Source organism: Gracilibacillus salitolerans (genome assembly GCF_009650095.1).
GTDB classification, from domain to species: domain Bacteria; phylum Bacillota; class Bacilli; order Bacillales; family Amphibacillaceae; genus Gracilibacillus; species Gracilibacillus salitolerans.
This window is the reverse complement of record NZ_CP045915.1, coordinates 435,991-450,804: the sequence shown is the minus strand read 5'-3', so window position 1 is coordinate 450,804 and position 14,814 is coordinate 435,991. Positions and strand designations below refer to the sequence as shown.

Annotated in this window: 8 protein-coding genes and 1 pseudogene; 1 reads left to right on the top strand and 8 read right to left on the bottom strand. The window is 35.2% G+C overall.

Features of this window, described 5'->3' with window-relative positions:
• Window positions 1-209: 209 nt before the first annotated feature.
• From GI584_RS02320 to GI584_RS02285, 7 genes are all read right to left on the bottom strand, one after another.
• On the bottom strand, window positions 210-1,613 hold the full coding sequence (locus GI584_RS02320) for a sugar porter family MFS transporter (RefSeq protein WP_153790114.1): 1,404 nt from the start codon (window positions 1,611-1,613) through the stop codon (window positions 210-212).
• Window positions 1,614-1,926: 313 nt separating this feature from the next.
• The gene (locus GI584_RS02315) at window positions 1,927-3,549 is read right to left on the bottom strand and encodes a type 2 periplasmic-binding domain-containing protein (protein ID WP_153790113.1); all 1,623 of its coding nucleotides are present in this window, start codon (window positions 3,547-3,549) and stop codon (window positions 1,927-1,929) included.
• Window positions 3,550-3,636: 87 nt separating this feature from the next.
• Window positions 3,637-4,536 (bottom strand): carbohydrate ABC transporter permease, encoded by a 900-nt coding sequence (locus GI584_RS02310; RefSeq protein ID WP_153790112.1) that lies wholly within the window; start codon window positions 4,534-4,536, stop codon window positions 3,637-3,639.
• Window positions 4,537-4,552: 16 nt separating this feature from the next.
• Window positions 4,553-5,506: an ABC transporter permease gene (locus GI584_RS02305; protein ID WP_153790111.1), complete on the bottom strand. Its 954-nt coding sequence runs from the start codon at window positions 5,504-5,506 to the stop codon at window positions 4,553-4,555.
• Window positions 5,507-6,319: 813 nt separating this feature from the next.
• A complete protein-coding gene (locus GI584_RS02300) occupies window positions 6,320-8,599 on the bottom strand; it encodes a helix-turn-helix domain-containing protein (RefSeq protein ID WP_153790110.1) in 2,280 nt (759 codons plus the stop codon).
• Window positions 8,600-9,171: 572 nt separating this feature from the next.
• On the bottom strand, window positions 9,172-9,501 hold the full coding sequence (locus tag GI584_RS02295; protein ID WP_153790109.1) for a DUF5110 domain-containing protein: 330 nt from the start codon (window positions 9,499-9,501) through the stop codon (window positions 9,172-9,174).
• 352 nt (window positions 9,502-9,853) lie between these two features.
• Complete coding sequence (locus GI584_RS02285; protein ID WP_194842105.1) at window positions 9,854-12,952, bottom strand: glycoside hydrolase family 2 TIM barrel-domain containing protein; 3,099 nt, start codon at window positions 12,950-12,952, stop codon at window positions 9,854-9,856.
• Between the two features lie 180 nt (window positions 12,953-13,132).
• On the opposite strand from GI584_RS02285, the gene GI584_RS02280 reads away from it, so the two are divergent.
• The gene (locus tag GI584_RS02280) at window positions 13,133-13,966 is read left to right on the top strand and encodes a helix-turn-helix domain-containing protein (protein WP_153790106.1); all 834 of its coding nucleotides are present in this window, start codon (window positions 13,133-13,135) and stop codon (window positions 13,964-13,966) included.
• Window positions 13,967-14,086: 120 nt separating this feature from the next.
• On the opposite strand, the pseudogene GI584_RS24450 reads toward GI584_RS02280, so the two are convergent.
• A pseudogene (locus GI584_RS24450) lies at window positions 14,087-14,680 on the bottom strand (IS66 family transposase); the annotation flags it as partial.
• Window positions 14,681-14,814 lie beyond the last annotated feature (134 nt).

Genomic DNA, 14,814 nt, shown 5'->3' with positions numbered 1-14,814 from the left:
GGCCGCGCCCATGGAAAGCGCCGTATTCTGCCGGAGCGCATAACAACACTCATCAATATTCAGAATGGAAGAAAGCAAATCCTCATGAGAGTTACTTCGCAGTAATTGTATTTTGTGTTCAATTTTATACTTTCTACCTTGTAAAAAAAGCTGACCTGAGGCATTTGATAAACCTCTAGTCAGCTTGCTTCTCATAGTCTCTTGGTAAACTAGGCCATTTCTTCTTGGACTTTTTCTTCTTTTTCCACTTGTTTGTTTGATTTCCATAGTTGACCGATCTCTTCTAGAGTTTTGTTCTTTGTTTCTGGAACGATTGTCATTACGAAGATGAAGCAGATAACGTTAATGACAGCGAACATCCAGAATGTGAATGAACTACCCATGTTGTTGATGAGCACTGGTGTAAATTGACCGATTGCCCAATTAGCTCCCCATAAGAAGATGGTTGCAATCCCTACTGCTTTTGCACGTAAGTGATTCGGGAAAATCTCCGGAATCATAATCCACGGAATAGGTCCCATGGACACACAGAAGGAAGCTGTGAAACCTGCAATTAAAATAATCAATAATACGCCTGAACTTGCTGGTTCAAAGTAGAATACACTTCCGATTAAAAGCATAAAGAGCGCCATTAAACTAGAACCAATTGCCATCAATTTCTTTCTGCCAAGCTTATCTATTAAAAAGATCGCTAAAATTGTAAATACAACTTGTACACTACCAATAATACTCGTCGCTAGAAACTCTGTATTGTTCTCAAAACCTACACTACGGAAAATATCCGGACCATAATAGGTTACTGCGTTCATTCCGATGACCTGATTAAATAGTGCAAGGAAGATACCAACACCCATAGCCATTCTTAAGCCAGGCTTTACGAGTTCTTTTACAGAACTACTTTGTTCTACTTCGATAGAAGCTTTGATTTCTTTTGCTTCTTTCTTCGCAACTTCTTCACCATTAATTCGTTTTAAAATATGAAATGCCTCTTTGTCTTTTCCTTTTTGAATTAGAAATCTCGGACTCTCTGGAATAAAGAATAAAAGGAACAAGAAAATAATTCCCGGAATTGTTCCATAACCTAACATCCAGCGCCAGCCAAGCTCTAATCCCCACTCATGAGTACCACTATTTGCTACAAAGTAATTAATATAAAAAGTAGCACAAATACCGAAGATCGTGAACAACTGATATAACGAGCCTAAACGTCCACGAATTGCTGGTGGAGCACACTCACTGATGTAGGTAACAGATAAAGCGGAAGCAAAACCAATCCCAAGACCACCTAAAATTCGTGCTAATACTAATGTGGTTACATCAATCGCAAAAGCAGAGCCTAATGCTGAAATGATGAAAAAGATAGCAGACATCATCAATAACTTCTTACGTCCCCAACGATCACTTAAAAATCCGGATAATGCAACCCCTGTGACACCACCAATCATGACACATGAGATAACCCAACCTTCCATCGCTGGACTTAAATTATATATTTCCTGCAAATATCCGATTGCACCTGAAATAACAGCGGTATCAAAACCGTATAAAAGACCAGCCATACCGGCAGATGCTGCAATTAAAATGACATACCAAAGTGAATGTTTCTTTCTCATGATAAATCCCCCATTATGATAAATTTGATATTGTTTTCTTTTTAGCTAAGTTATAACCTTTTTTGATCCGCTTTCATTCTGTTTTTAAGGTTTATAACTTTAAGATGTATTTAATTTATCATGTATACACTTTCATGGGAGTGCCATCATCTTCACTTTTTTGTCATTTGCTAGATTATTTTGTTATACGTGGTGGAATTTAGGCTGATGGTAAATCCATTTCTCTTCACACCAATAAAGTAAATATCCATAGAAGATTCGGAATCTGTTTTATACAAGTAGAAGCTGACAACTAAGCCAGCTTCTTCACTAATTAATCTTCATTTGAATAATTATCATATGCGTCTTGATTAATTTCAACATATCTATCGACACCGAGAGATTCTAAACCTGCCACATAGTCATCCCAGTCATCTTCTAAACTTAATTCTCCCGTAATAAATTGAACAGCGCTTTGCTCTACATTATCCAAAATATTAGTTTCTAGAGTTGAGTATTCATCTTGTACATCTTCTGGATACCATGCCGCCCAAAATGGGAATTTTTCTTCTGGTTCTTTGCCTTCGTATAAATAAGTAGCTTCTTGAAGGCGTCTTTCAGACCCTTCATCTGAATAGATATCTTCTGCTTGTACTTGACCATCACGAAATTCTCTTGGTTGATAATATTGAGCTGCCGCAGACCAATTATTATTTGTTGGTTCTTCAGGATGTAACAACTTACTATTCGGTTCCATCTCCTCATTCATTGCTACATCACCTTCTTCAGGCTGAACCCAATCTTCACCCTCCACACCGATGTGGGCACGTATCATACCATCGATAGTGAACATATAATCTAATAGTTTAATTGCCTTCACCTGTACCTCTTCACTCGCTTTATTAGTAATCGCAAATGTACCACCATTCGTCACTGGATAATTATAGGTTGCATATTGATGGTTTGGACCTTGCAATGGTTCAATTGCATCAAAGACAGGATTATTTTCATTATCGATAAATTCCCATGGATGCTGCGCTGCTGCGGCACCTAAAATGAGGGCATCTGCATTATTACCTAATTGAATAAAAGCATCTCGATTTTGAGTGAACGCTCCTGAATCAATCAAGCCTTCCTCATATAACGAATGGATATATTCTAATCCTTCTCTCCACTCAGGTTTAATTGCAACAAAACTAACTTCCCCATTATTTATCAATAGCCTCGTTTGGGCATCATCATATATAAAGCCATTCATCAATATAGGAATGACGGAGTGATTAGGCGAAGCAGCGGAACCACTTAGTGGAATTTCATCCTGCTCACCATTCCCATTAGGATCCTGTTCTTTAAAGGCTGTCAATACTTCTCTTAATTCCTCGTGTGTAGAAGGTGCTTCTAAACCTAATTCATTTAGCCACTCTGTATTTAACCACAATTTATTTGGCCAAGTACAATGAAAACATTCTTCTAAACCAGGCATACTATAAATATTTCCATCTGGTGATGTTGCAATCTTTCTAAAATCTTCACGCTCTTCCAAAACTTTAGATATGTTTGGTGCGTGCTCTTCTATTAGATCATTTAGAGGAATCAAAGCACCTTGTTTTCCATATTTTAAAACTTCACTAGGTGAAAATTTATCTACCCAATCCACTAAGAAAAAAACTTCCGGATAATCCCCACTCGCCAAAGAAATTTGTCTTTTCTCCTTTGCTGCTGTGGAATCATAACCTGTTTTTTGAAGATCAAATTTGATATCAAATTCTTCTTCAGCAAATTTTGTAAATGAGTTTGTTTCCAACTCTTGTTCCCCATTTTCCGCAATAAATACCGACATGTTCGTCGCGCCATCCGAATTTTCTTCCTCATTTGCCTCATCATCCGAATTACAAGCACTTAGAATTAAAATTAATGATACAAAAATTAACCACGTATGATAACCCTTCCATTTCATTCTAATTTCCTCCCTTATAGTTAAAAAAATAATATTATAACAAAAAATCTACTCTTTCATCACCTCCTTAAATAGCTAAAGTACAGATTATCCCTTAACTGAACCAAGTAGCATGCCTTTAACGAAGTACTTCTGTGCAAAAGGATAAATAATCAAGACTGGAATACTTGAGACAACAATTAGTGAGTACTGCATTAAATTTGCCAATTGCTGTCTTTTTTGTTGCTCAGCAATGTCTTGATTGGCTCCCGACTCAGACTGAGTGATTAAAATTTCCCTTAATTCAAGCTGTAAAGGGAATAGATCTTCAGTTCTTAAAAAGATCATCGCATCAAAATAACTGTTCCATTGGAATACAGCGTACATTAGAGCGAGTACTGCTATGATTGGCTTCGATAATGGTATTACTACGTGCCAAAGAAACCTTATACTACTACAACCATCCATTTCACTTGCTTCCACCAACTCTTCTGGAATACTGGTATAGAAAAATGTTCTAGCAATAATAATTTGCCAAACTGCCATCGCCTTCGGTATTAGAATTGCCCACGGAGTATCTAGCATTCCTAATTGCTGGACAACTAAATATTCTGGAATTAATCCGCCATAAAAAAGCATCGTAACTAATATAAAAATCATAAAGAAGGTTTTTCCGTAAAAGTTTTTTCTAGAAAGTGGATAAGCAAAAATTACTGTTAAAAACACTGCAATTAATGTATAACCAATCGTATAAAGGATAGAATTTCTAAACCCTCTAATAACATCTGAATTATTAAATACTTCTATATATCCCTCAAGTGAAAAATCGACCGGCCATAACCAGACCTGCCCAGAAGTTACAGCTTCAGGACTACTAATTGAAGCGCTCACAATATAAACCAGCGGATAAAGTATCACGATCATTAGAATACTAAGAAAAATATAGATTAATGTTAGAAATACACGATCATTATAGGATTCTCTTATAGTTCCATTTTTTTTGCTCATAATGTTTTACTCCTTTCTACCATAATCCGTTACCAGAAACTTTCTTTGCAATTGCATTGACGATAATTAATAAAATTAAATTAATGATTGAGTTGAACAGTCCTACAGCTGTAGCAAAACTAAAATCAGCATTAATAATACCCATTTTGTAAACATAAGTCTGTAAAATCTCTGAAGTTCCCAAATTTAAAGGGTTTTGCAATAAATATACTTTTTCAAACCCTATCGCCATTAAATTACCTACACTTAAAATGAGAATGATTACGATCGTGGGCATAATTGCTGGTATATCAACATTCCAAATTTTTTGTAATCTAGTAGCACCATCAATTTTAGCTGCCTCATATTGCTGTTTATCGACCCCGGCAAGCGCTGCCAAATAAATAATCGCTGAATAGCCGGTAATTTGCCATGCATCGGACCAAACAAATATAGATCGAAACATATCTGCTTGACCTAAGAAATTGACTGCATCAAGTCCTATCGCTTCCATTAATGTATTTACGATTCCACTCCTTGGAGAGAGCATCAAGATAATCATTGAGACAATAACGACTGTAGAAATAAAGTACGGTGCATATGTAAACATTTGTACAGATCGTTTAAAAATACCATCCCTTATTTCATTCAAAGCCAATGCCAATAGTATTGGAAGCGGAAATGTTACTGCCAACTGATAAAGACTTAGAAATAAGGTGTTTTTTATCAGATCCCATGCAACTGGGTTGTTAAAGAAATTCTCAAAATGCTTCCAACCTACCCACGGACTCTCTATGATACCTTGGACCACATTGTAATCTTTAAATGCAATGACTGCGCCCAACATAGGTACATATTTAAAAATAATGAAATACAAAACTGGCAATATCATAAGAATATATAGTTGCCAATGTCTTTGAAAACTTCTTTTGGCAAGATGCCATTGTGTTATTTTCTTTATTTCTTTAGATTGATCAATTGAATGATCCATTTCATTTTTACCCCCTTCTATAAATTTCTCCTCAACAGGAAACGCTTACAAAGAATTTATCATGATTTTATAAACCAGCATACAGACAACTTAATTTAATGGGTACAATACCGATTATTTGGTCTTTTAACGAGGATAGTACATATCAAGATGGAGGGTGCATTTTGCGAAACGCTACTAGAAACGCTGTATATACCCGTTTCGGCAGATTATTTTTAACAACCTTTTACCCTATATAATTTTGAACTAAAGAAGCCATAAAAAGAAGCTGGGATAAAAGAATTCTTTAATTAAAAAAATCCAAACGATTCGATAAACTATTTCAAATCGTTTGGATTTTTATGCGTATTAGAAGGGTTATTCGACACAAATCTAGTTGGTAATTATGAAATTATTTGTGTGCGTAAAAACCGCTTCGGCTTGCCCACTTCCCTTTCCATGGGGTTTTCTCTTCAGCTAACTTTTCCAAGCAAAAACCGCATGGAAAAGTGGATCTTCAGAAAAAACGAGTCCCATTGGAGTGGAAGTGGCCGCCTACGCTTAGTGGGACTCTACAACTATTGCAAATGCTAATATTTTGGATTGTTCCAATTAGACAATAAATCAGCTTATATTGATAACATTGATAAGAAATATAATGATTAATTGATGGGAAATAGTAAATTCGCCAACATGATTATTCTTGCTTTAGTTGTAAAGCATTAAAAAGCACAGGCGTCGGCTTTTATTCCAGCGGGATGTTTTTATCCGAAGCGATTGCAAAGCACATATAAAATCTCATAATTACCTCACAGTAATGTCGTACTTTCCTCTTTATTCACTTGTTTTTCTAAATTGATTAGGTGTCATATTGTGTACTCGCTTAAAAGCTCGTCTAAATGAATGAGCACTATTATACCCCACTAGTTCTGCAATTTCATTGATCGTTTTCGATGAATTAGTTAACAACGTCATCGCTTCTTCCATTCTTATTTTTTCTAAATATTCATACAAGTATTCTCCCGTTTCCTCTTTAAATATTTGCGAAATATACTTTTCTGGACGTGAAAGATGCTCTGAAATCGTATAAATCGTTAAATCTGTACAAGAGAAGTTTTCGAGCACATAGTCTTTTATAGCTTTCACAATAGAATGGTTTGATTGCTTTCGGTTTTTATTAACAAATTCACAATAAAGTTGCAGAACTTCCAATAATCTTCCTTCAATTCTTTGCATTCCTTCATCAATAGATATTGACTTTAACTTTTGTCGCAAAGTTTCAGCGGTTTCATCATTGCGAAAAACATATTGATCCAATGCTTTATAAAAGGTACCTTTTAACTCATAGATAAACTGTTCATGCATATCAGCTGATAAGCTTCTATTGTCCATGTTTTCTTCTAGAAGATCATGTACAATTTGCTCTGCTTCTAAAGTTTCACCTTCTCTCAAACTTTTTAATAATCGAAATTCATACTCTAATGGATAATGGAATACTGCCGTTTCTTTCATCACTGTATCGTACCAATACATGCCTTGCTTTTCATTAGAAAAACTTGCAAAATCTATCGCTTGCTTTGCCTCATTATATGATCGACTAATATCTGATAATGAATCAAAAGGATGGCCGAGACCAATTTTTAATAACACCCGATACTCCTCTTGAAATAGGTTTTGTAAGGAGGTAAACATTTTTTCGATCTCTTCTTTTAAGACTTTATCGTCTTCTTGATCTAAAAATAGGTAAACTAACTTATCAGAATGAATAGTGGTCGCATAAAAATTATCAAATATTTTCATTGATTCTTGCTTTATAAATATGCGGATTGTATTTAATTCCTGGTAAATTTCGCTACTTGACATGTCTTCATAACCCTCTACTTTCAATATAGACACATAACCATGATTGCAAGATAAATTCACATCTGCTTGTTCTGCAAATTCATGAAGTTTGCTATTTCTTTCCGTCACCTCTCCAGACAATAACTGCTTAAGAAAGGCATCCTTCAATAGAGGTTTTTGCTCTGTTAATTGCATTTGTAAATCTGTATTCGTAGAAATCAGCTTCGAAATATTTCCATGCAAAAAATCATATTCATTTTTAGCATCTGGATCCGCATAATCTTTCAATGTTTTAATGATATTATTTATCGGACGACTGTTTCTATAAGCAAAAAACAAGGCTATAAACAAGCCAATAATAAAAGTTATACCCGTAACTGTCCAGGTAATATACTTTATCGGAGCAGCTTCTTGAATTAATGCTTTTTGTGGAATTCCTGCAACATATAACCAATCATTTTTTTCGGATTTCTCGGTAATCAGCATTGTCTTATTTTCTAAATTGATCGTGCCGTCGTTGTTGATTACCTTCTCTTTTAGTGGAGCAATTCTTTCCTTGTCAATTCCGGTTGCCGTTATGAGTTGATGATTTTCATCTAAAATAAATGCCCATCCATTAAACTGTTGCTCTACGCCTTCAATCAACGTATTCAACAGTTGATTTTGGATTGGTATAATAATCGAACCTTTATGATCTGACACATCACTCATTGGAAGTGGTTGAATATATGTGATCACATTTGAAGACGATTCACCTTGCATATATAATTTACTAGGAATAATTTGTCTCTCATTATTTAGTATTGTTTTTTCCCATTCCGTCATCGTCATATCCGCATAATGGTCATTTGCATAAAAATGATAGGGACGGTAATACACAGACCCTGGTGTTACAATTAAGTCTGGATTTTTCAGATAAATATATAAATCTTCTAAAGTCTCATTAGTTGTAGCATAAGAGGAAAGTTTAGTATCCAACTGTTTAAGAGTAGATACGATTCTTCTTTTTTCAGAAGCATCTTTATTCAGTAAAGTGTTCAAATCTCTATCTAAAGACAATTGCAGAACAAAACGATCTATTTCGTCTATACTATGCTCTAATATTTTTTTACTTTGATTTAGAACCTGTCGACTATTAATAGTTGCATACTTTTCAGCTGTATTTATAGAAACCTGATAAGATATAAAACCTGCAACCATTGGAATTATTAAAATCACAAGATATGAAATTAAAAATCTCCTAAATATTTTGGAGGATTCTAGGCGTTCCATAATGGTACCTCCTCAAAGAAATTCATTTTAAAGTATTACCGAACTTCTAACTTTCATCTATTGGAAAAGTTAATCCTGATCAATAGGCATTTATCGCTAATTTATTTAAGGTATGTATTTAGTTCAAGTTTTCTTTGATACTTAACATAAAGTGAGACTTCATTCAGCGAGAGTTAGCATCAGTTTTATTATCCACTTAACTTCTTTGCTTGTGTTCGATTCTTGAACTGGTACTAATTACAGCAGATTTCACTGTGATAGAATATTCAGTTTACATGATATAAATGGAAGCGATTTCATATATTTGCAGTGAAATTACAAATTCTATACAGGATTCCTATCTATCGGTTCAGATAGAAATCTCTTTTTCAATATCTTTTAGCATAGCGTTCTTTTTCACCGGTTACAACATGGAAATATGCTTATTTTTTGCTCCTAAATAGAAAAAGAAGCTCTTCAATCAAAAATCTTGTATAAACTCCTACACAATAAATTTCAATTGCCTTCATGTACAGGCAACTGAAATTTATTACTTTGGAAAACTGTCACATTAAAAATTAACGCTTATCTGCTCACCAGTACGTTATTTCCTTCTGAGCCACATTCTCTCCCTCTCCGCTAATAATCGTCAGTACTAATTCAGTCGACGTTTTCATACTAGGATAAGTACCTTGACGAGCTTCTATGACAAGATGATTATTTTCGTCCTCCCAATGAAGAGATATAGTGGAATATGCACCTTTTTCATAATTATAGTTATCTCCTTCATCGTCATACCACAAGAAGCTTCCATCGTTCCCTTTATAAACATGTATTTCAACAGGAAGGCTTGTACCTTCAGATGTATACTGAATAGTAGGCCCAATCGGAACTATAGAACCTGCTCGCACATATAGTGGCATCGTTTCAAGATCTGCATCTGCTGCAATGGTTTGCCCCCCCCCCCGGGGAAGGGAGGCCGCAGACCCGTCGATGATTTTGTTTAAGGGGAAATATTATCTTTTCCCATCCATGACTACTGGATTCTTTAGCAATGACAATCTAACAGATTGGGAGTTTCATAAGCTAACAGATGTACCAGTGTAGACACAGTAAATCCATCACCACTTTGAAGTGCATAAAACTGATACTTATACCCAATGTTGATAGGGTTACATACATAACTCACACTAATTTCCTCCTCGTTTAAGCTCATCATTTAGACTTACTCATTTACTGAGAATCAAACAGCCACCTTCAAAATATCAGTGATACTTATAAAACCTCTATTGCAATCTGATAATGATAATATCCCTTACTAATGCGGTATTCGGAATGTATATTTTTTGTCCAGCCATTATCTCCACCTAAACCAGCATGCACATAATCCACATTCAAATAAATATAATTATCTTTTATCAGTTCATCCTCGTAATTGGCCTGATCACACGATGCAATCGAGTAATCATGAATATCAAAGTGAAATGGCACCGCACCTGTCACGCGTACACCATGATCTGTGTGATCTTTTACGGTAAGGTATCTCACATCCTCTTTTCCTCCACACTCTACTGGCTTGATATATGGTGTATACTGTTCAGCAACAGTACTATTATAGCAACCAATTCGTGCTGCTTCTTTTCTATCACTATAATTTTCAAAAGGTCCTCTTCCATACCAAGTAATTTGATTTTTATCTTCAGGTAATATAAAAGAAAGTCCAATCCTTGGAATTGTTTCACTTACACAATTATTGATTACAGTTTTATTAATCTCGATGCCTCTGCTGCCAATCCTATATTGCGTAGAAACAATCAATTTATCATTATTATAGGATACTTCAGTAAAAATAAATATTTGCGTATCCGTTACAGCAGTTTCTATACTATGAACATTGATTTTGAGTTCATTTAATTCTTCTGCTTTCCAACCAGATGCATAATTCATATTAGGCTCGTTTGTTCCTTCATCAATTCCTGTTGCTGCCCTATAAAAATTATCACTACCTCCTACAAAGGTATCTTCTCCATTTAATACGACTTTAGTGAAGCTACACTTAGATTTATCAAAACAAACTTCTGTATTCTCCCCAATAATTAGAATTTCATCAGCAGTTTCATTCATAGTTATTTTTGTATCAGTTATACATACTTTCTGACTTTTTAATGTTGACTGCTCTATAGGAAATTGATAAGTATAAATTTCATATCCAGCCTTTGCATAAGAGGAGTCCTCTCTCAAAGCCACCTTTATATTTACAAATGCTTCTCCCGAAACTTTTTCGGGATTAAATGGATACTCCAAAAGCTCTGATTGTCCTGGAAGAGTAAAATATTGTTTCATCTCTCCACTATCCATAATTTTTCCATCACACTGCAGTTCCCAAGTAATTCTAAGGTGACTTAAATCCTTATTTAGATAATTATTTTTGATAGTGTATCCACTTGGTCCAAGAAATGGGTGTATTTCTTTATACCAAATCACAACTGGTGACTGACCATTTTTCACCTCAAAAGCTGCGGGTTTCCAGCTTAAATCTGGGAACACTACCCCATTCAGGCACATATCTTCTACGGGATCAACTACCTCCTCGTTGAAAGCACCTCCATAAACATATCTTGTCGTTCCATCTTCGCTTTTCTGTACCAAAGCCTTGTCTTGAAAATCCCATATAAATCCACCCTGAAAACGAGGGTACTTATCTACCAAATCCCAATACATTTTAAAGTTACCATTACTATTGCTTTTAGCATAAGCGTATTCACACATAATAAATGGTCTTAAATCCGAAGAGTCTGCCATCTTTTCTTCTATCCATTCTTTGGAAGGATACATTGGTGCTATAATATCAGTGATATTACTTCCTGGATTCATTGATTCATACTGGATATATCTTGTCTTATCATATTCTTTTATCCAACCATACATTGCTGCGTGATTGGCCCCAAAACCAGATTCATTTCCAAGAGACCAAATAATAACTGAAGGGTGGTTTTTATTACTAAGTACCATTCTTTGAGCACGTTCCAAATAAGCTGCCGCCCATTCAGGAGATGTACTTAACTGGCCACCATATCCATGTGTTTCAATATTAGCTTCATCCACAAGATAGATTCCCATTTCATCACATAAATCGTACCAATCATTGGTATGTGGATAATGACTATTTCGAACCGCATTGAAATTCAATTGTTTAATATGCTTAATCTGTTTTCTCATATATTCCTTAGATACGTATCTTCCAGTTTCAGGGCAAAATTCATGTAAATTCACACCACGAACGATTAATCTTTGTCCATTTATACAAAGCACACCGTCTTTACGAATTTCAACTTTACGGAAGCCAACCTTAGTGCTTTCAATATCTGTAACATTTCCTGCACCATCTATAGTTTCCATAACTAACGTATATAAATATGGATCTTCATCTGACCACAAATGTGGCTTCTCAACATTAATTGATGTGGAGGCTACAAACTTTGTCATAAGGTAAAAACCACATTGCCCATAAGGAGGGCTTTGAAAAGCAGACACAATTTTCTTCTCAGCATCATAAAGGCTTAATTTTACATAACACTCTCCGTAACCTTTTACTGTATTGTTTGGTTGCAGCATTACCTTTAGATCAGCACTTTCATAATTATCTCTATTGAATATTGTTTCTACCTTATAATCAAAGATTCGTTGTTTTTCCTTAGCATATATTCTTACACCACGATGAATTCCAGATAAATGCCAATAATCCTGATCTTCCAGGTATGTTCCATCACAAAACTGAAGCACTTTTACTGCCAGTTCATTTGTTCCCGTTTTTATTGCACTCGTAATGTCAAAGGTAGCAGATAACTTACTATCTTGAGAATATCCTATTTCGATTCCGTTAATCCATAAATAAAAACAGGATTCTACTCCACCTAATTCTATAAATACATCTTTTCCTTCATAATAATTAGGTACTTCAAAAGTAGTACGATAACACCCTGTAAGGTTTTTTTCCGGTACATATGGAGCATTTAACTCTACCTGTCCTTTTGCAATCCCTATCTCAAAATGAGAATCTGCTCCTTCACTCTGAAACGGATATAGCATATTGGTATATACTGGTTTCCCAAAGCCATGCAGTTCCCAGTTTGAAGGTACTGGTATTTCCCCCCAGCTAGAGTCATCATAATTTACACTTTCAAACCCTACCGGTGCTTCAAAAGGACTTTCTGCCAACTTGAATTTCCACATACCATTTAGGCTTTGTACATATTTTGAAATAGAACGATCACAACTGAGTGCCTGCTCAACTGTTTCATATGCTCCATATGGAGCATGCATTGGATACCTATTTTTTTGTGTTACATATTGATTTTCCCAGTCTCTGTTCATAGTAATCTCCTTCTTTGCCAAATTTGCTGCAAATTTTATCAACATTTTTTCCTATCTTGTAGCTATTATATAATCGGATTTGTTCATATTAAATGTTTAATTTGGTTTTTTTTTTATCCATTTTGGTATAATTAAAATGAACCTAATATACAGACGCAATGTCGGTCAGAAAGGATTATTATGAAACCAGAATTAAAAAAAGACGTTATGTACCGTTGTATTGGTACGGATTTTACTAATGGTATATTAGCTTGTGGTTTTATGACAAAACCCATAAAGGAACAATCTCAATATAATTTTCTTATCGATTACTACAGTTGTTTCATACTGTTATCCGGAAGTGGCTTTTATTATACAACTGACAATAGGAAAATACCTATTGATGTTGGTGACTGCGTACAACGTATTCCCGGGGTCCGTCACTCCACAGAGGTATTTCCAGACGGGAATTGGCTCGAGTTCTTTATCAGTTTTGGTCGTAGTACCTACGATTATTTATGCAGCCTGAATCTCCTTCCTATTGACACTCCTGTCAGGAGAGTTAAATATGATGACAGCTTAATGCATAGATTTACTAGGCTCTTAGAACAATTAAAAATTGCTGAGGATACTGAACTTCCATATTTGTCTCTGAAAGCACAGGAAATAGTTCTATCTACTCTTCAACCAATACAAAAATCCAGTTCCTCTAATTCTTTAAAAGAATTAATGGAACAAGGCTGTCTACTACTTTCGTCTGATATTAATACTACTATTTCTTTAGAAGAAGTTGCTGTTACACTAAATATGAGTTATGAAAATTTCAGAAAGCAATTCCGCAAGTTTTCAGGTACATCACCTGCTCAATATCGAATTAAGCAAAAAATGAAACATGCAAAACTTATGCTTCTATCCGGTATTTCAATTAAAGAAACTGCTGAGCTTGTTGGTTATAGTGATACCTATTCCTTTACTAAACAGTTTACGAAGACAGTAGGAATATCTCCTGGGCGATATAAGCAAGAAGAGCAATAATCAACCTGCATCGTTTTATTTTTCGATTTTCCTTGTGCTGATATTAATTGCCCCTATATATAGGTAAGCGTCAAGTAGCCCACACCTATTATTCAGGTCTGGGCTCATGCTATGATTGGGTTACTTCTTACTTGGTATGCGACAACCTTCTGGTATATAGTCTGACCAAGGTAGATACTTTTTGATTTCATTAGAATCTGTCAGATCTACATTCGGAAGTTCCTCAAATAAATATTTTAAGTATGCATAGGGATTAAGGTTATTCGCCTTAGATGTTTCAACGACACTATAAATAAGAGCGCTACTTTTTGCACCCTTCGCCGTGTTGCTGAAAAGCCAATTTTTCCTTCCTAAAACAAAGGGCTTAATTGCTCTCTCCGCACGATTATTATCCAACTCTAATCGTCCATCCAATAGAAAGGCTTCGAGTTTATGCCACTGAGACTTGCAGTATTTAATGGCTTTGCCCAATGCACTTTTTGGTAACACCTTCGGTGCTTGTACTTTTAACCATTTAGAAAATTCATCTAAGATGTGAAGCCTTAATTTTTTCCTCTCGTGATAACGCTCAACGGCATCCAAGTCTCTAAGTTGACGTTCAACTTTATAGAGCTGATCACAAAATTCCAAACCTTCTTGCGCAGTAAGCCGTAAGGCTTTTGCTGTCTCTGGAAGTGCGGTTAATGCATCTTTAAACTTCCGACGTGCATGTGCCTTATCTAAGTTCTCGGATAAGGCGCATTATCCAAGAAAATTGATTATCCGAGAAGAATTACTGTATGTCTTTAAAATACAATAATTTTTCTCTTTTTCTTAGATAATTATTTGATACAAATTTTGGTTTTCAA

Excerpts from the sequence above, each read along its gene's own strand:
- GI584_RS02320 (WP_153790114.1), bottom strand. The coding sequence starts at position 1,613 with ATGAGAAAGAAACATTCACTTTGGTATGTCATTTTAATTGCAGCATCT.
- GI584_RS02315 (WP_153790113.1), bottom strand. The coding sequence starts at position 3,549 with ATGAAATGGAAGGGTTATCATACGTGGTTAATTTTTGTATCATTAATT.
- GI584_RS02310 (WP_153790112.1), bottom strand. The coding sequence starts at position 4,536 with ATGAGCAAAAAAAATGGAACTATAAGAGAATCCTATAATGATCGTGTA.
- GI584_RS02305 (WP_153790111.1), bottom strand. The coding sequence starts at position 5,506 with ATGGATCATTCAATTGATCAATCTAAAGAAATAAAGAAAATAACACAA.
- GI584_RS02300 (WP_153790110.1), bottom strand. The coding sequence starts at position 8,599 with ATGGAACGCCTAGAATCCTCCAAAATATTTAGGAGATTTTTAATTTCA.
- GI584_RS02295 (WP_153790109.1), bottom strand. The coding sequence starts at position 9,501 with ATGCCACTATATGTGCGAGCAGGTTCTATAGTTCCGATTGGGCCTACT.
- GI584_RS02285 (WP_194842105.1), bottom strand. The coding sequence starts at position 12,952 with ATGAACAGAGACTGGGAAAATCAATATGTAACACAAAAAAATAGGTAT.
- GI584_RS02280 (WP_153790106.1), top strand. The coding sequence starts at position 13,133 with ATGAAACCAGAATTAAAAAAAGACGTTATGTACCGTTGTATTGGTACG.